Consider the following 15,871-nt stretch of genomic DNA (forward strand, 5'->3'; position numbering starts at 1 on the left):
GCACTGGCCGACCCGCCCACCGGACGCCGCGATCACCCCCCAGCGCGCCCGCACTTTGCTGCACCAGCCAAACGCCACTGCAGCCCTGAGCGCCGACCGCCCGAATCTGCCTTGCAGACAGCGACAGCCGCAGCCGTCCCGGAGACCTGCGGCTGTCAGCGTCTGTGGGGCGCGCCGCACATTCACTCTGGAGCCGTCCCCATGAACTCACCCGTGATGCAGGGCCTGTCCCTCAACACCCCCTCGTATGTGAAGCACGCCCGGCTGATCGCCTGGGTGGCCGACATGGCTGCCCTGTGCAAGCCCGACCAGATCGTCTGGTGCGACGGCAGCGACGAGGAGTACGACCGCCTCTGCCAGCAGCTGGTGGACGCCGGCACCCTCAAGCGCCTGAACCCCGAGCTGCGCCCCAACAGCTACCTGGCCTGGTCCGACCCGTCGGACGTGGCCCGCGTGGAAGACCGCACCTTCATCTGCTCGCAGCGCCAGGAAGACGCCGGCCCGACCAACAACTGGAAGGATCCGGCCGAGATGCGCGCCACCCTGCAGCCCCTGTTCGATGGCTGCATGCGCGGCCGCACCATGTACGTGGTGCCGTTCAGCATGGGCCCGCTGGGCAGCCCCATTGCCCACATCGGCATCGAGCTCTCCGACAGCGCCTACGTGGCCGTGAACATGAAGCTCATGACCCGCATGGGCAAGGGCGTGTTCGACGTGCTGGGTGCCGACGGCGACTTCGTGCCCTGCGTGCACACCGTGGGCGCCCCGCTGGCCGCCGGCGAGACCGACAAGACCGCCTGGCCCTGCAACCCCAGCACCAAGTACATCGTCCACTACCCCGAGACGCGCGAGATCTGGAGCTACGGCTCGGGCTATGGCGGCAATGCGCTGCTGGGCAAGAAGTGCTTCGCGCTGCGCATCGCCTCCACCATGGGCCGCCAGCAGGGCTGGCTGGCCGAGCACATGCTGATCCTGGGCGTGACCAGCCCCGAGGGCAAGAAGTACCACGTGGCCGCTGCCTTCCCCAGCGCCTGCGGCAAGACCAACTTCGCCATGCTGATCCCGCCCAAGGGCTTCGAGGGCTGGAAGGTCACCACCATCGGCGACGACATCGCCTGGATCAAGCCCCAGGCCAACGGCCGCCTGCACGCCATCAACCCGGAAGCCGGCTACTTCGGCGTGGCCCCCGGCACCAACACGCTGACCAACCCGAACTGCATGGCCAGCCTGGACCGCGACGTGATCTTCACCAACGTGGCCCTCACCGACAACGGTGATGTGTGGTGGGAAGGCATGGGCGAGGCCCCGGCCCACGCCATCGACTGGCAGGGCAAGGACTGGACCCCGCAGATCGCCAAGGAAACCGGCGCCAAGGCCGCCCACCCCAACGCCCGCTTCACCGTGGCCGCCACCAACAACCCGGCCCTGGACAGCGCCTGGGACGATCCGGCCGGCGTGCCGATCGACGCCTTCATCTTCGGCGGCCGCCGCAGCACCACCGTGCCGCTGGTGACCGAGGCCCGCGACTGGACCGAGGGCGTCTACATGGCCGCCACCATGGGTTCCGAGACCACCGCCGCCGCCTTCGGCGCGCAGGGCGTGGTGCGCCGCGACCCGTTCGCCATGCTGCCGTTCGCCGGCTACAACATGAGCGACTACTTCCAGCACTGGCTCAACCTGGGCGCGCAGCTCAAGGCCAAGGGCGCACAGCTGCCGGCCATCTTCTGCGTCAACTGGTTCCGCAAGGACGAGGCCGGCAAGTTCGTCTGGCCGGGCTTCGGCGAGAACATGCGCGTGCTCAAGTGGATGATCGACCGCCTGGAAGGCCGCGGCCAGGGCGTGGAGCACGCCTTCGGCATCAGCCCCACCTACCAGGACATCCACTGGGACGGCCTGAACTTCAGCGCCGAGCAGTACCAGACCGTGACCCACATCGACAAGGCCGCCTGGACCCAGGAACTCGCCCTGCACGGCGAGCTGTTCCAGCAGCTCAAGCACCATCTTCCCCGTGAGCTCGAGGAGACGAAGGCGCGCATCGAACAGCGCCTGGCCGCCTGAGGGCAGCGCCAAACGTCCGGTGCCGGCATGACCTGCCGGCACCCGGTCTCCCCCGGTGACATCCCCGCCGGGCGAAAAAAAAGCCACCGATCCGGTGGCTTTTTTGTGGGCGCGCGGCGCGCGCCACTCGCGAGGTCAGATGCGGTAGGCCAGGGCGCGGGCGGCGCGCTGGCGGCCGATCTTTTCCCACACGGACACGGCAGCGTCCTGCTCCACAACGGCGCGGGCCACGACCGGGGCGGCCACCGGGGCCGGGGTCTCGTCGGCCTCATCGCGGCTGCGGGCCTGCACCAGCTCGGCCATGACACGGGGATCGGCACGGGCGATGTCCCACAGGCGCTCTTCGGCGCGGACCTGGGCGCGGGCAGCAGCCCACTGGTCCAGACCGGCCAGGGTGCGGCGGGCCACCACGCGGGCGGTGTCGGCGAACAGCGCGAAGCCGGCGAACACGATCACCCACAGCATGACCCAGGCCAGGAACAGGTGGCCGTCGGCCCAGGTGCTGACCAGGTGGTCGGCGACCTGCACCATGGCGGCGACCACGGCGGCCAGCAGCAGGGCGGCCAGACCACGCGCGCCGAAGCTGCGGGATGCGGTGACCGGACGGGCGGATGCCGGGGCGGCTTGACGCAGGCCCAGCGGGGCAGAGGAAGCGGTGGCGGTGGTGCTCATGGTGAACTCCTGAAGGTGGATTTTGTCTTGTGGACAGCCGAATACTAGGGTTATCCCTGATCTTGCGCCAATTTATCTTTGTGATGCCTACCATTCACAGGAATGATCAAAGGCCTCAACTTCCGCACGCTCGACCTGAACCTGCTGCGCGTCTTCGACGAGGTGATGGCCGAGCGCAACCTGACCCGGGCCGCGCACAACCTGGCCATGACGCAGCCGGCGGTGAGCAATGCGCTGCGCCGGCTGCGCGAGGTGGTGGGGGACGAGCTGGTGCACCGGGCTGGTTACGGGGTGGAGCCCACCCCCGTGGCCCAGGCCCTGTGGCCCTCGGTGCGCGAGGCCCTGGCGCTGCTGCGCGAGACCCTGTCGCCCGACACCTTCGACCCGGCCCATGCCCAGTCCAGCTTCGTGCTGGCCATGGCCGATGCCACCGCCGCCAAGATCGTGCCCAGCCTGGTGCGCATCTGCGAACAGGAGGCACCGGGCGTGAGCCTGCGGGTGCTGCCGCTGACCACGCGCGACCCGCGTTCGCTGCTCGAATCCGGCTCGGCCGACGTGGCCATCGGCCACTTCCCCGGTGTGGTGGCCGAGCTGGGCGCGCAGCACCTGAAGGAAGAGAACCCGGCCTTCCTGTACCAGCGCCTGTACGACGGCGAATACGTGGTGGTGATGCGCCGCGACCACCCGCTGGCCGGGCGGCCTCTCACGCTGGACGATTTCTGCGCCGCGCGCCACCTGCTGGTGAGCTTTTCGGGCCGGCCCTTCGGCTTTGTGGACGAGGCACTCACCGCCGTCTCGCGGCAGCGGCGGGTGGTGCTCACCGTCAACCAGTTCTTCACCGCCGGCCTGGTGGTCACCACCACCGACCTGCTCACCGTGCTGCCCCGCCACTTCGTGAGCGCCACCGGCATCGAGCACCGGCTGGCGCTGTCCGACCTGCCGCTGCCGGTGCCGGCCGTGCATGTGGATACGCTGTGGCACCGGCAAGCCACCCACAACACCGCCCACCGCTGGCTGCGCGAGGCGGTGCGGCGCGCCTCGGCCGATGGTTTCAGCCCTTCCGACCCCTTGTCCCCATGAACATCCAGCTGCTCAGCGACCTGCACCTCGAGAACAACCCGGACTTCGTACCGACCCCGGCAGCCGGCGCCGACCTGCTGGTGCTGGCCGGCGACATCGGCTCCTACCAGCACCGGCGCGACGGCAGCACCATGCCCGAGGCGGACTGGGGCCTGGGGCGTTTTGCCGACTGGCCAGTGCCGGTGGTCTACGTGCCGGGCAACCACGAGTACGACGCCCTGGACTGGGACGACACCCATGCCCGCCTGCGCGAAGCCTGCGAGCGGCTGGGCCTGATCTGGCTGGAGCGTGAGGTGGTGGTGATGCAGGGCGTGCGGCTGGTCGGCACCACGCTGTGGAGCGATTACGACGTGTTCGGCGACCGGCCCAAGGCCTACCGTGCCGCCAACCATTACCTGCGCAAGATGGACGGCCGCCGCCATGGCGCGTTGTTCGATGCCGAAGCCATGCGCGCCGTGGCGCTGGACTGCCAGCGCTGGCTGGCGCAGGCGCTGCAGACCCCCTGGGACGGTCCCACCGTGGTGGTGACCCATTTCGCGCCCACGCTGCACAGCATGGACCCGCGTTACGGTGCCACCCCCGGCACCGCCGGCTTCTGCAACGGCCTGGACCACCTGCTGCCCATGGCCGACCTCTGGCTGCATGGCCACCTGCACTGCCCCACCGACGTGCAGGTGGGCCGCTGCCGCATCCATGCCAACCCGCTGGGCTATGCCGACAAGAACGAGCAGGCGGCCTTCGTGCCCGACGGCCTCATCCGGGTGCCCCTGCCGCCCGGCAAGTCGCAGCACCCTTGATCTGCCGCAAAGGCGGGTCATGGGCGCCTCTTACACTCGGCAGCTCCCATACCTACACATCAAGGAGCCACCCATGAAGATCCTGCTGGCTGTCGACGGCAGCGCCTACACCAAGAAGATGCTGGCCTATGTGGCCGCACACGACGAGCTGTTCGCCGCGTCCAACGATTTCACCCTGATCACCGTGCAGGCCCCGCTGCCGCCCCGGGCCCGTGCCGCGGTGGGTGCCGAGATCGCCAACCAGTACCACGCCGACGAGGCCGCCAAGGTCACCGGCCCGGTGGTCAAGTTCCTCAAGCGCCATGGCGTGGAGGCCAAGGTGGTGAGCAAGGTGGGTTCGGCGGGCGAGCTCATTGCCAAGACCGCCCACGCCGGCAAGTTCGACCTGGTGATGATGGGTTCGCACGGCCACAGCGCCCTGGGCAACCTGGTCATGGGTTCGGTCGCCACCCGCGTGCTGGCCGAATGCAAGGTGCCGGTGCTGCTGGTCCGCTGACGCGGCAGCAGCGGTCTGCGGCAGCCTTCAGCGCTGGCGCAGACCGTCGAAGCAGGTCGACAGCACCATCTCGATGATGCGTTCGCTGTCGTACTGACCCGAGGCCCTCAGGAAGCCCAGCACCGGATCGCAGGCCCGCGCATACAGCGTGTAGAGCACCGCGATCGGCGGCAGCGCCGCATTCACGCTGCCGTCGGCCTGGGCCTCCACGATCCAGCCACCCAGGCGGTCGCTCACGTCCATCAGCCCGTCCACATACGGCTTGCTCGCGGCCAGCGCGGCCCGCAGGCTGGAGTTCTCGCTCGGCAGCGACGGCATCTCGCCGGCCAGCTGCACCTCCATGGTCCAGCGGGCCACCTCGCGCAGCCGCTGCAGCGGCGTCAGACCGGCCCGGGCCTGCAGCTCGTCCAGAAAGGTCTGGGCACGCTGCATCACCTTCACCATGGCCGCAGCGGCCAGGTCTTCCTTGCTCGGGAAATGCTTGTACAGGCTGGCCTTGGCAATGCCCACCTCGGCCGCCACTTCGTCCACCGTCATGGCCTCGAAGCCTTTCTCGGCCAGCAGGCGGTTCACGGCGGCCACGATGGCGTCCTCGCGGGCCTGGTGCATCTGCTCGCGAAAGCTGCGTTTGACGGGCGGTGTGGCGGTGGAGGACGTGGCGCTGGACATGGGGAACCTTTTCGGCGGAACCGGGATTGTCACCTTTCGACGCTGACGGCGCAATTCATACCGACTCGTATGGATAAATACTGATCGGTTGCGTTTTGATCTTGGTCGGCCAATACTGGCGGCGCCCGTGATGCACATCACGCTTTGCGGGCACCCATCCACACCTTTGAAAGGACCCACATGAAGAAGACCCTCGTGGCCGGCCTGCTGGCCTTCGGTGCCATGGTTTCCGCCCAGGCCAAAGACATCGTCGACACCGCCGCGGCCGCCGGCTCTTTCAAGACCCTGGTGACCGCCGTGCAGGCGGCCGGTCTGGTCGACACGCTCAAGGGCCCGGGCCCGTTCACCGTGTTCGCCCCCACCGACGAAGCCTTCGCCAAGATCCCCAAGGCCGATCTGGACGCGCTGCTGAAAGACAAGGCCAAGCTGACCGCCGTGCTCACCTACCACGTGGTGCCCGGCAAGGTGATGGCCAAGGACGTGAAGGCCGGCAAGGTCAAGACGGTTCAGGGCGGCGAGCTCACCGTGAGCACCACCGGCGGCGTGAAGGTGGACAACGCCAATGTGGTGAAGACCGACATCGCAGCCGAAAACGGCGTGATCCACGTCATCGACACCGTGGTCCTGCCGCGCTGATGCGCTGATGCGCTGACCCGCACGGGTCGGTGACTCAGGCCCCTGGTGCAGAGCGCGCCGGGGGCCGCAGACTGCGGCGCGCTGCCGTGCGCAGCGCCGCCGTCAGGGCCTCCAGCACGTCGGAATGGAGGTTCCAGCAGTGCCAGTGCAGCGGCACATCCAGCCGGTGCCGGGGCAGCAGGTTGACCAGCTCGCCGCTGGCCAGCCGCTCGCGCACCCCGAGCTCGGGCACCACGCTCACCCCCCAGCCGGACGCCACGGCACGGATCTGTCCCTCGCTGGAGGGCACGAACAGCTGCTTGAGGATGACCCGGGGCAGCTTGAAGGCCTTGGCCACGAAGCTGTGCTGCAGCGTGTCCTTGCGGTTGAAGGCCACGAAGGGCACCTGGTGGAAGTTGTGCGCCGTCAAGCCCTTGGGCAGGTGCTTGGCCACGAAGTCGGCATGGGCCACGGCCACATAGTCCATGGTGCCCAGCGGCTCCATGCGGCAGCCCCGCAGCGCCTGACCCAGCGAGGTCACGCAGCCCAGCACCTGGCCTTCGCGCAGCCATTCATGGGTGAATTCCTGGTCGTCGGTGATGATCTCGATCGGCAGGCCGTCGCGGGCCAGCGCGTCCAGCGCCGGCAGGGCCCAGGTGGCGATGCTGTCGGCATTGATGGCCACCGAGATGCGCTCGTCCTCACGCCCGCCGGTGCTGCTGGGCGCCAGTTCCTTGAGGTCCTTCTCCAGGTCGGCGCGCAGCAGCCGCATCATCTTGGCGTGCTTGAGCATGAGCTGGCCGGCCGGCGTGGGCTTGAGCGGGCGGCTGCGCACGATCAGCACCGTGCCCACCTGGGCTTCGAGCGCGCGCAGGCGCTGCGACACCGCCGACTGGGTGATGGACAGGCGCTGCGCCGCCCGCTCGAACCCGCCCTCCTCGATGATGGCGGCCAGGCATTCCAGGGCGTCGGGGTCGAAGGTGCTCATGGGCGGACCGGGCTCGGCTTCTCATTAGTCAATCTGATGAGATCGATTTTAGTTTGATTCCGCTTCATTTCCACCGGCGGATTTTCGATACTGCGCAGATCACGTTTTCTGATCAGGAGCGCACCATGCGTGTCACGGTTCTGGGTGGGGGCATCATCGGCGTCAGCACGGCCTGGCACCTGCTGCAGCGCGGGCACGAGGTCACGCTGGTGGACCGGCAGGACGACGCGGCGCTGGAGACCAGCTTTGCCAATGCGGCACAGATCTCGGTGAGCTACTGCGAGCCCTGGGCCAACCGCGAAGCGCCGCTGAAGGCGCTGAAGTGGATGTTCTCGGCCACCTCGCCGCTGCTGTTCCGCCCGCAGCTCGACCCGGCGCAGTGGCTGTGGGGCCTGAAGTTCCTGGGCCAGTGCAACGACGAGGCGTTCGTGCGCAACGTGGCGCAGCTGGTGGCCCTGGGCTCGTACAGCCACGCCGCCCTGAAGGACGTGGTGGCCGACACCGGCATCGAATTCCACCGCCTGGAGCGCGGCATTGCCCACTACTACACCGACGAACAATCGTTTGCCGGCGCCGCCGCCGCCGCCGAGGTGATGCAGCGCTTCGGCGTGAAGCGCCGCGTGGTCTCGCGCGAGGAGCTGCTGGGCATCGAGCCGGCGCTGCGCGCCTTCGGCGACCGCATCAAGGGCGGCACTTACACCGAGACCGACGAATCCGGCGACGCCCGCGTCTTCACCCAGGCCCTGGCCCGCCGTTGCGCCGATCGGGGTGCCGAGATGCTCTGGGGCCACGACATCGAACAGATCGAGCAGCGCGGCGACGAGATCAGCGCCGTGCGGGTGCGCAACCGCTTCGACGGCCAGCTGCGCATGCTGACCGGCGATGCCTTCGTGGTGGCCTGCGGCTCCTACACCACGCCGCTGCTCAAGACCATCGGCATCGACGTGCCCATCTACCCCGGCAAAGGCTACAGCGCCACGCTGCCGCTGCTGCGCCCGCAGGACGCCCCCTCGGTGAGCATGATCGACGACCAGCTCAAGATCGCCATCTCGCGCCTGGGGAATCAGCTGCGGGTGGCCGGCACCATCGAGCTCGGCGGCTTCGACCTCTCGCTCGACACCCCCCTGGCGCGCCGCCGCTGCGAGATGCTGGTGCGCCGCATCGAGGCGGTGTTCCCCGGCGTGGCCGACACCCGCACCCCGCAGGAAGGCGGCAACCCGCAGTTCTGGACCGGCCTGCGCCCCGCCACGCCGACCAACATCCCCCTGATCGGTCAGCTCCCGCGCCGCAAGCTGTGGATCAATGCCGGCCACGGCACGCTGGGCTGGACGCACGGCGCGGGTTCGGGCAAGGCGCTGGCCGAGCTCATCAGCGGCGAGAAGCCGGCCATGGAATTCGGCTTCACTGGTCAGCCGAGCGCGCCGGTGCGTTCCGCCACGGGCGGCAACCGCCTGCAGGCGGCCTCAGTGCAGCGCTGAAGGCCGGGCGGCATCGGCCGCGGTATCGGCCAGAAAGTCCAGCAGCTGGCCGTCGAAGGCCTCCGGTGCTTCCAGGTTCATGAGGTGCCCGATGCCGGGCAGCTCCACATAACGCGAACGCGGAATCTGGTCGGCCATGCGGCGCATGAGCGCGGGGGGCGCCACCCTGTCGAACTCGCCCGCCACCAGCAGCGTGGGCACCGCAATGGCGGCCAGGGCCGACTGGCGATCGAACCCGGTCAGGCATTCCAGCGCACGCCGGTAGGTGGCCTCGGGCACGCCGCCCATACAGTGCTCGGCCAGGCGCAGGCCTTCGGGCAGGGCACCGGGGCCGACCATGCGCGGCACCAGGGTCTGGGCCATGCCTTCCATGCCCTGACCCGCATCCAGCGGCGCGGTGCGCTCGGCCACGAACTGGCGCGCCCAGTCGTCCGCGCTGCGGCCGCTGCCGTGGCGGGCAAAGGCGGCCGAGGTGCCGGCCAGCACCAGCCGGCTCACCCGCTGCGGATGGCGCGCCACCACCTCCTGCGCCACCATGCCGCCCATGCTGTGGCCCACCAGCACCACGTCGGGGCACTGCAGCGCATCGATCAGGGCTATGCAGCGCTGGGCCAGGCCCTTGAAGGTGTAGGGCTCGATGGGGGCGCTGTGGCCATAGCCGGGCATGTCCCAGGCCACGGCGCGGTAGCCGGCGGCGGCCAGCGTCTCGACCTGCGGGGCAAACGCCAGGTGCCCTCCACCGATGCCATGCAGCAGCAGCACGGTGGGGCCGCTGCCCAGGGCGGTGAAGGCGGGGGTGAGGCTCATGCGCCGCATCTTATCGGCGCGGGCCGGGTAGCCCTAGCGACGCACCCGGACCGCCGCATGGCGGACAATCGCGGCCCCGCCTGGTCTTTGCAACGATCCACCATGTCTGCCCACCCTGCCCCCGGCCCCCGGCCGCCCGACTTCTCGACCCGGGCGTTCCGCAATGCGCTGGGCATGTTCGCCACCGGGGTGACCATCGTCACCGCACGCGCGGCCGACGGCAGCCTGGTGGGGCTGACGGCCAACTCGTTCAACTCGGTGTCGCTGGAGCCGCCGCTGGTGCTGTGGAGCCTGTCGAAACAGGCCGGATCGATGGCGGCGCTGGCCAACGGCCGCCATTACGCCATCCATGTGCTGGCGTCCGACCAGCAGGCCCTGGCCGAACGCTTTGCCGCCCGCCACACCGACCGCTGGGCCGGGGTGAACTTCAGCGAAGGCATGAGCGGCGCGCCGCTGCTGCCGGGCGTGGCCGCGACGTTTGAATGTTTCAACCGCAGCCAGTACGCCGAAGGCGACCATGTGATCTTCGTGGGCGAGGTGGAGCGCTGCAGCCACAACCCCGACGTCTCGCCCCTGCTGTTCCACGGCGGGCGCTTCTACACCGAGCACCCGCTCTGAACCGAACCACCGCGTGAACAGCCCCGTCCAGCGCAAGACCCACCTCGATTCGCTCGCCATCACGCTGCTGGTGGTGTGCTGCGCGTTCTGGGGCTTTCAGCAGATCCTGATCAAGACCACGGTGGGCGAAGTGCCGCCGCTGTGGCAGGCCACCATCCGTTTCTGGGGCGCCACGCTGCTGCTGTGGCTGTGGTGCCGCGCACGCGGCGTGGCGCTGTTCGAGCGCGACGGCACGCTGTGGCCGGGGCTGCTGGCCGGCCTGCTGTTCGCCGGCGAGTTCGCCGGCATCTACCTGGGGCTGCAGTACACCAGCGCCTCGCGCCTGACAGTGTTCCTCTACACCAGCCCGTTCGTGGTGGCCCTGCTGCTGCCGCGTGTGGTGCGCACCGAGACGCTGCGCCGTATCCAGTGGGTCGGGCTGACCATCGCGTTTGCCGCCGTGGCACTGGCCTTCAGCGAAGGCTTCATCCACAGCTCGCCGGTGGCGGGCCAGTGGCGCGGCGACGCCCTGGGCCTGGCCGCCGGCATGCTGTGGGGCCTGACCACCCTCACCCTGCGGGCCACGAAGCTGGCGACGGCCAGCGCCGAGAAGACGCTGTTCTTCCAGGTGGGTGTGACCGCCCTGGTGGCGCCGCTGATCTCGCTGGCGCTGGGCGAGACCTGGCGCTTCGATTATTCGGCCGCCGCCTGGACCTCCATCGGCCTGCAGACCGCTGTGGGCGCCTTCGCCAGCTACCTCACCTGGATGTGGATGCTGCGGCACTACCCCGCCACCCAGATGAGCACCTTCACCTTCCTGACCCCGGTGTTCGCGCTGGTCTTCGGCGTGGCCCTGCTCGGTGAACCGCTGACCTGGCAGCTGGTGGTCGCCCTGCTGGGCGTGGCCACCGGCATCGTGCTGGTCAGCAAGCGCTAGACCCGCTGGGGGTCAACTCTTCTTCGCGAGCCCCAGACGCTCGATCGTGGCCTTCTCGGCCGCGAAGGTGCGCTGCGCATAGGCCGTGTAGTCGGCGGTGTTCATGTAGATGGTGGGCTGGAAGAACTTGTCCAGCGCCGCCTTCACCTCGGGGTCGTCCAGCGTGGCCTTGAAGGCGTCGTGCAGCACCTTGACCACGGCCGGGTCCATGTTCTTGGGCCCGCCGATGCCGAAGGGCGACTCGGTGATGGTGTCCCAGCCGCTTTCCTTGACCGTGGGCACATCGGGGAAGGCCTTGTTGCGCTGGCTGCCCAGCGTGGCCAGCAGGCGCAGCTTGCCGCTCTGCACGTGCGGCGCGAATTCGGTGGTGCCGCTCATGACGCGGATGTGGCCCCCCAGGATGGCCTGCATGATCTCGGCCGAGCCCTTGAAGGGGATCGGGTTGAGCTTGATGCCGGCCTTCTCCGAAAACTCCTCGATGGCCAGGTGCGGCGTGGTGCCGGTGCCGGTGTGGCCGTATTCGAGCTTGCCGGGGTTGGCCTTGGCATAGGCCACCATGTCCTTGAGCGTCTTGAAGGGCGCGTCGGCCGTGCAGGCAATGCCGAAGGTGTAGCCGGTCAGGCAGACGATGTGGGTGATGTCGGTCACCGGGTTGAAGGGCATGGTCTGCATGTGGGGCAGGCGGTAGATGCCCAGGGGCAGCTGAGTGACGGTGTAGCCGTCGGGCTTGGCCTGCAGCATGGCGCTGGCGCCCAGCGTGCCGCCCACGCCGGGCTTGTTCTCGACCACCACCGGCACGCCCAGGATCTTGCTGGCGCTCTGGCCGAAGGCCCGCATGACGGCATCGCTGCTGCCACCGGCCGGCCACGGCGCGATCAGCGTGATCGGGCGCGAGGGGAACTTGTCCTGCGCGAACAGGGCGGGCGCGGCCATCAGGGCAGCACCACCGGCGGCCAGCGACAGGGCCTGGCGGCGGTTCGGGTTCGGATGGGTCATGGCGGGTCTCCGGTGGGGTCGTTGGGATGAGACGGCAAATTAACCCAAGCCGCTGCCCGCGCCCACCGGGTTGGCCCGGGGGCCGGCTCGGGGTTGACCCTGGGCGGCGTCGCTTGCGGGACGCCCTGCCCCGCCGTGGTGCACGGACGGCGGATCAGCCCGCCGCTGCCGTGCGCTGCGCCGCGAGCTGCACGTACCAGTCCAGGCAGGCCGGGTTGGCCATGGCCTCGCGGTTGATGACCTTCTCCAGCGGCTGGCCCAGCAGCAGCTTCTTGATGGGCAGCTCCTGCTTCTTGCCGGAGAGCGTGCGCGGGATCTCGCTGACCTGGTAGATGGCGTCGGGCACGAAGCGCGGGGAGAGCGCCGTGCGGATGGCGGCCTGGATCCGGCCGGTCAGCGCATCGTCCAGCGCATGACCGTCGCGCAGCACCACGAACAGCGGCATCCAGCTCTCGCGGCCGAGGTATTCGAGGTCGACCACCATGGAGTCCAGCACCTCAGGCAGGGCCTCGACCGCGCTGTAGAGCTCGCTGGTGCCCATGCGCAGCCCGTGGCGGTTGATGGTGGCGTCCGAGCGGCCGTAGATCACGCAGGAGCCGTCGGGGTGGATGCGCAGCCAGTCGCCGTGGCGCCAGACCGCGCCGGCCTCGGGGCCGAGATCGGTGCCCTGCGGGCCGCGACCATGGCCCGGCGGGTACATGTCGAAGTAGCTGCCGATCAGGCGCTTGTGGCCCACGTCGCCCACGAAGTACAGCGGCATGGACGGGATGGGCTGGGTGCAGACCAGTTCGCCCACGGCGTCCATCACCGGCCGGCCCTGCTCGTCCCAGGCCTCCACCGCGCAGCCCATCAGACGGCACTGCATGCGGCCGGGGGTCTGCGGCAGGTCGCGGTGGCCGCCGATGAAGGCACCGGCGAAATCCGTCCCTCCAGAAATGTTGCACCACCAGATGGGGCCGCCACGCTCCGGGTGGATCCGGTCGAACTGCTCGGTGCCCCAGCGCTGCACGTCTTCCGACAGGGGCGAGCCGGTGCTTCCCAGGGCGCGCACGGGGCGCAGGTCGCCGCAGGCGGCGATGTCCACGCCGGCCTTCATGCAGTTGGCATAGAAGGCAGCGCCGGCGCCGAAGAAGGTGACGCCGGTCTCGGCGGCAAAGCGCCAGAGCACGGTCCAGTCGGGGCGCTCCTTCGATCCGCCGGGGTTGCCGTCGTAGATGACGCAGGTGGTGCCGCCCAGCAGGCCGCCCACCTGGGCGTTCCACATGACCCAGCCGGTGGAGCTGTACCAGTGGTAGCGCTCGCCCCAGGAGTTGGGGTCGTAGCTGCAGCCGATGTCGTTGTGCAGGGCCTTGAGCGCCATGCTCACCAGCACGGTCCCGCCGTGCCCGTGCACGATGGGCTTGGGCAGGCCGGTGGTGCCGCTGGAATAGACGATCCACAGCGGGTGGTCGAAGGGCAGCCACAGCGGCTCGAAGGCCAGCGTGGGCGGATCGGCCCGGGCCGTGACCAGCTCGAAATCGGCACAGGGGGCGCTGCGCGCCAGGGCGGCCTCGCGCGCGGCCGGGGTGTCGGCCAGGTTGGTGTGCAGCACCACATGCCGCACCGTGGGCAGGGCGGCGCGCAGTTCGGCCACCACGCCCAGGCGGTCGTGGTCGCGGCCGCCATAGGTCACGCCGTCGCAGGCGATCAGCACCACCGGGTCGATCTGGCGGAAACGGTCGAGCACCGCGTTGGTGCCCATGTCGGGCGCACAGATGCTCCACACCCCGCCGATGGCCACCACCGCCAGGAAAGCCACCATGGTCTCCGGCGTGTTGGGCAGGTAGGCCGCCACCCGGTCGCCGGGGTGCACCCCCTGCGCCTGCAGGTGCAGGGCCATGGCCGCCACCTGGCGGCGCAGCTCGGGCCAGGACAGTTCGCGGTGCGTGCCTTTCTCGTTGCGGCTGATCACGGCCGGGAAGCCGGCCGCGTGCGCGGCATCCACATGCCGGAACACCTGGTGCACATAGTTGGCCTGGGCACCGGGGAACCAGCGCGCGCCGGGCATGACGTTGCGCTCCAGCACCGCCGAATGGGGTGTGGGCGAGCGCAGGTCGAAGTAGTCGCGGATGCTCTGCCAGAAGGCCTCGATGTCGGTCACCGACCAGCGCCACAGGGCGTCGTAGTCGGCAAAGTGCAGGCCACGGTGTTCGCCCAGCCATTGCTGGTAGCGGCGGATCTGGGGGATGTAGGGGGCGGTGCTCATGCGGCCATTATGGAAACCCCCCCGGGCACCCGGCAACGGCCCGATGGCCCCTGCGGGACAGCCCCGGGGCCGCCAGGGCGGGCCGGCAGGCACGGGGTTTGCGAATACGATCGCGGGTATTTTTTCAACCACGGAGGAGTGACGCATGGGCATGCTGGATTGGCGTGAAAAGGGCACCGAGGTGCTGGCACAGGGTGGCGTGATCGGACCGGACGAACGCCTGCCCTGGGGGCAGACCACGGTGATGGGGGTGCAGCACCTGATCGCCATGTTCGGCGCCACGGTACTGGCGCCCATCCTGATGGGCTTCGACCCGAACGTGGCCATCCTCATGAGCGGCATCGGCACGCTCATCTTCTTCTTCATGACCGGCGGCCAGGTGCCGAGCTACCTGGGCTCGTCGTTCGCCTTCATCGGCGTGGTGATCGCCGCCAGCGGCTACGCCGGACCGGGCCCCAACGCCAACATCGGCGTGGCCCTGGGCGGCATCATCGCCTGCGGCCTGCTGTACTTCATCATCGGCGCCATCGTGCAGGCGGTGGGCACCGGCTGGATCGAACGCTTCATGCCGCCGGTGGTGACCGGCTCGGTGGTGGCGGTGATCGGCCTGAACCTGGCCGGCATCCCGATCAAGAACATGGCCCCCACGGCGTTCGACGCCTGGATGCAGGCCGTGACCTTCGTGGCGGTGGGCATGGTGGCCGTGTTCACCCGCGGCATGGTGCAGCGCCTGCTAATCCTGGTGGGCCTGATCGTGGCCAGCGTGATCTACGCGGTGCTCACCAACGGCTTCGGCCTGGGCAAGCCCATGGACCTCTCGGGCATTGCGAATGCGGCCTGGATCGGCCTGCCGAACTTCAGCGCCCCGGTGTTCAGCGCCAACGCCATGCTGCTGATCGCCCCGGTGGCCATCATCCTGGTGGCCGAGAACCTGGGCCACATCAAGGCCGTGACCGCCATGACCGGCAAGGACCTGGACCAGTACATGGGCCGTGCCTTCATGGGCGACGGCGTGGCCACCATGGTGGCCGGCAGCGCCGGCGGCACCGGCGTGACCACCTATGCCGAGAACATCGGCGTGATGGCCGCGACCAAGATCTACTCGACCGCCATCTTCCTGATCGCCGGCATCATGGCCATCGTGCTGGGCTTCAGCCCCAAGTTCGGTGCGCTGATCCAGGCCATCCCGCTGCCGGTCATGGGCGGCGTGTCCATCGTGGTGTTCGGCCTGATCGCGGTGGCCGGCGCCAAGATCTGGGTGGACAACAAGGTGGACTTCAGCGACAACCGCAACCTGATCGTCGCGGCCGTCACACTGATTCTGGGCACCGGCGACTACACGCTCAAGTTCGGCGCCTTTGCCCTGGGCGGCATCGGCACCGCCACCTTCGGCGCCATCCTGCTGTACGCCCTGCTGAGCCGTCGCAACTGAAAAG

The 15,871-nt window shown here is 69.2% G+C and carries 15 protein-coding genes; 9 read left to right on the forward strand and 6 right to left on the reverse strand.

Annotated elements, in window-relative coordinates; all coding sequences use genetic code 11:
* The first annotated feature begins 201 nt into the window (after window positions 1-201).
* Window positions 202-2,058, forward strand: a complete 1,857-nt coding sequence (locus WD026_RS11900; RefSeq protein ID WP_425723871.1) for a phosphoenolpyruvate carboxykinase (GTP) — start codon at window positions 202-204, stop codon at window positions 2,056-2,058.
* Window positions 2,059-2,193: 135 nt separating this feature from the next.
* Here WD026_RS11900 and WD026_RS11905 read toward each other — a convergent pair whose 3' ends face one another.
* Window positions 2,194-2,730 carry a hypothetical protein gene (locus WD026_RS11905; protein ID WP_425723872.1) on the reverse strand — a complete coding sequence of 179 codons (537 nt, stop codon included), beginning with the start codon at window positions 2,728-2,730 and terminating at the stop codon, window positions 2,194-2,196.
* Between the two features lie 102 nt (window positions 2,731-2,832).
* On the opposite strand from WD026_RS11905, the gene WD026_RS11910 reads away from it, so the two are divergent.
* The 3 genes from WD026_RS11910 to WD026_RS11920 all read left to right on the forward strand — a co-directional run bounded on the left by WD026_RS11910 (window position 2,833) and on the right by WD026_RS11920 (window position 5,103).
* Entirely contained in the window at window positions 2,833-3,810 is a 978-nt protein-coding gene (locus WD026_RS11910; protein WP_425723873.1) for a LysR family transcriptional regulator, read from the forward strand.
* Window positions 3,807-4,607 (forward strand): metallophosphoesterase, encoded by an 801-nt coding sequence (locus WD026_RS11915; RefSeq protein ID WP_425723874.1) that lies wholly within the window; start codon window positions 3,807-3,809, stop codon window positions 4,605-4,607. The genes WD026_RS11910 and WD026_RS11915 overlap by 4 nt, the downstream gene beginning before the upstream one ends.
* Before the next feature lie 73 nt (window positions 4,608-4,680).
* The gene (locus WD026_RS11920) at window positions 4,681-5,103 is read left to right on the forward strand and encodes a universal stress protein (RefSeq protein ID WP_425723875.1); all 423 of its coding nucleotides are present in this window, start codon (window positions 4,681-4,683) and stop codon (window positions 5,101-5,103) included.
* 27 nt (window positions 5,104-5,130) lie between these two features.
* On the opposite strand, the gene WD026_RS11925 is transcribed toward WD026_RS11920, so the two are convergent.
* Window positions 5,131-5,772: a TetR/AcrR family transcriptional regulator gene (locus WD026_RS11925; RefSeq protein WP_425723876.1), complete on the reverse strand. Its 642-nt coding sequence runs from the start codon at window positions 5,770-5,772 to the stop codon at window positions 5,131-5,133.
* A gap of 180 nt (window positions 5,773-5,952) precedes the next feature.
* Here WD026_RS11925 and WD026_RS11930 point away from each other — a divergent pair, with 180 nt between their 5' ends.
* Window positions 5,953-6,408, forward strand: coding sequence for a fasciclin domain-containing protein (locus WD026_RS11930; RefSeq protein ID WP_425723877.1), 456 nt, complete (start codon window positions 5,953-5,955; stop codon window positions 6,406-6,408).
* 34 nt (window positions 6,409-6,442) lie between these two features.
* Here WD026_RS11930 and WD026_RS11935 read toward each other — a convergent pair whose 3' ends face one another.
* Window positions 6,443-7,375 (reverse strand): LysR family transcriptional regulator ArgP, encoded by a 933-nt coding sequence (locus tag WD026_RS11935; protein ID WP_425723878.1) that lies wholly within the window; start codon window positions 7,373-7,375, stop codon window positions 6,443-6,445.
* Window positions 7,376-7,500: 125 nt separating this feature from the next.
* Between WD026_RS11935 and WD026_RS11940 the strand changes: the two genes are divergently transcribed.
* Window positions 7,501-8,853, forward strand: a complete 1,353-nt coding sequence (locus WD026_RS11940) for a D-amino acid dehydrogenase (RefSeq protein ID WP_425723879.1) — start codon at window positions 7,501-7,503, stop codon at window positions 8,851-8,853.
* Here WD026_RS11940 and WD026_RS11945 read toward each other — a convergent pair.
* A complete protein-coding gene (locus WD026_RS11945; protein ID WP_425723880.1) occupies window positions 8,839-9,660 on the reverse strand; it encodes an alpha/beta fold hydrolase in 822 nt (273 codons plus the stop codon). The genes WD026_RS11940 and WD026_RS11945 overlap by 15 nt on opposite strands.
* 102 nt (window positions 9,661-9,762) lie before the next feature.
* On the opposite strand from WD026_RS11945, the gene WD026_RS11950 reads away from it, so the two are divergent.
* Window positions 9,763-10,278: a flavin reductase family protein gene (locus WD026_RS11950; RefSeq protein WP_425723881.1), complete on the forward strand. Its 516-nt coding sequence runs from the start codon at window positions 9,763-9,765 to the stop codon at window positions 10,276-10,278.
* Window positions 10,279-10,291: 13 nt separating this feature from the next.
* On the forward strand, window positions 10,292-11,194 hold the full coding sequence (locus WD026_RS11955) for a DMT family transporter (protein ID WP_425723882.1): 903 nt from the start codon (window positions 10,292-10,294) through the stop codon (window positions 11,192-11,194).
* A gap of 12 nt (window positions 11,195-11,206) precedes the next feature.
* Here WD026_RS11955 and WD026_RS11960 read toward each other — a convergent pair whose 3' ends face one another.
* Window positions 11,207-12,190, reverse strand: a complete 984-nt coding sequence (locus WD026_RS11960; protein ID WP_425723883.1) for a tripartite tricarboxylate transporter substrate binding protein — start codon at window positions 12,188-12,190, stop codon at window positions 11,207-11,209.
* Window positions 12,191-12,344: 154 nt separating this feature from the next.
* Window positions 12,345-14,435, reverse strand: coding sequence for an acetoacetate--CoA ligase (locus WD026_RS11965; RefSeq protein ID WP_425723884.1), 2,091 nt, complete (start codon window positions 14,433-14,435; stop codon window positions 12,345-12,347).
* A gap of 145 nt (window positions 14,436-14,580) precedes the next feature.
* Here WD026_RS11965 and WD026_RS11970 point away from each other — a divergent pair, with 145 nt between their 5' ends.
* Window positions 14,581-15,867, forward strand: a complete 1,287-nt coding sequence (locus tag WD026_RS11970; RefSeq protein ID WP_425723885.1) for a solute carrier family 23 protein — start codon at window positions 14,581-14,583, stop codon at window positions 15,865-15,867.
* Window positions 15,868-15,871 lie beyond the last annotated feature (4 nt).

Source organism: Hydrogenophaga sp. R2, from assembly GCF_049843595.1.
GTDB lineage: Bacteria > Pseudomonadota > Gammaproteobacteria > Burkholderiales > Burkholderiaceae_C > Hydrogenophaga.

Coding starts and splice junctions, on each gene's coding strand:
- WD026_RS11900 (WP_425723871.1), top strand. CDS start 202: ATGAACTCACCCGTGATGCAGGGCCTGTCCCTCAACACCCCCTCGTAT.
- WD026_RS11905 (WP_425723872.1), bottom strand. CDS start 2,730: ATGAGCACCACCGCCACCGCTTCCTCTGCCCCGCTGGGCCTGCGTCAA.
- WD026_RS11910 (WP_425723873.1), top strand. CDS start 2,833: ATGATCAAAGGCCTCAACTTCCGCACGCTCGACCTGAACCTGCTGCGC.
- WD026_RS11915 (WP_425723874.1), top strand. CDS start 3,807: ATGAACATCCAGCTGCTCAGCGACCTGCACCTCGAGAACAACCCGGAC.
- WD026_RS11920 (WP_425723875.1), top strand. CDS start 4,681: ATGAAGATCCTGCTGGCTGTCGACGGCAGCGCCTACACCAAGAAGATG.
- WD026_RS11925 (WP_425723876.1), bottom strand. CDS start 5,772: ATGTCCAGCGCCACGTCCTCCACCGCCACACCGCCCGTCAAACGCAGC.
- WD026_RS11930 (WP_425723877.1), top strand. CDS start 5,953: ATGAAGAAGACCCTCGTGGCCGGCCTGCTGGCCTTCGGTGCCATGGTT.
- WD026_RS11935 (WP_425723878.1), bottom strand. CDS start 7,375: ATGAGCACCTTCGACCCCGACGCCCTGGAATGCCTGGCCGCCATCATC.
- WD026_RS11940 (WP_425723879.1), top strand. CDS start 7,501: ATGCGTGTCACGGTTCTGGGTGGGGGCATCATCGGCGTCAGCACGGCC.
- WD026_RS11945 (WP_425723880.1), bottom strand. CDS start 9,660: ATGAGCCTCACCCCCGCCTTCACCGCCCTGGGCAGCGGCCCCACCGTG.
- WD026_RS11950 (WP_425723881.1), top strand. CDS start 9,763: ATGTCTGCCCACCCTGCCCCCGGCCCCCGGCCGCCCGACTTCTCGACC.
- WD026_RS11960 (WP_425723883.1), bottom strand. CDS start 12,190: ATGACCCATCCGAACCCGAACCGCCGCCAGGCCCTGTCGCTGGCCGCC.
- WD026_RS11965 (WP_425723884.1), bottom strand. CDS start 14,435: ATGAGCACCGCCCCCTACATCCCCCAGATCCGCCGCTACCAGCAATGG.
- WD026_RS11970 (WP_425723885.1), top strand. CDS start 14,581: ATGGGCATGCTGGATTGGCGTGAAAAGGGCACCGAGGTGCTGGCACAG.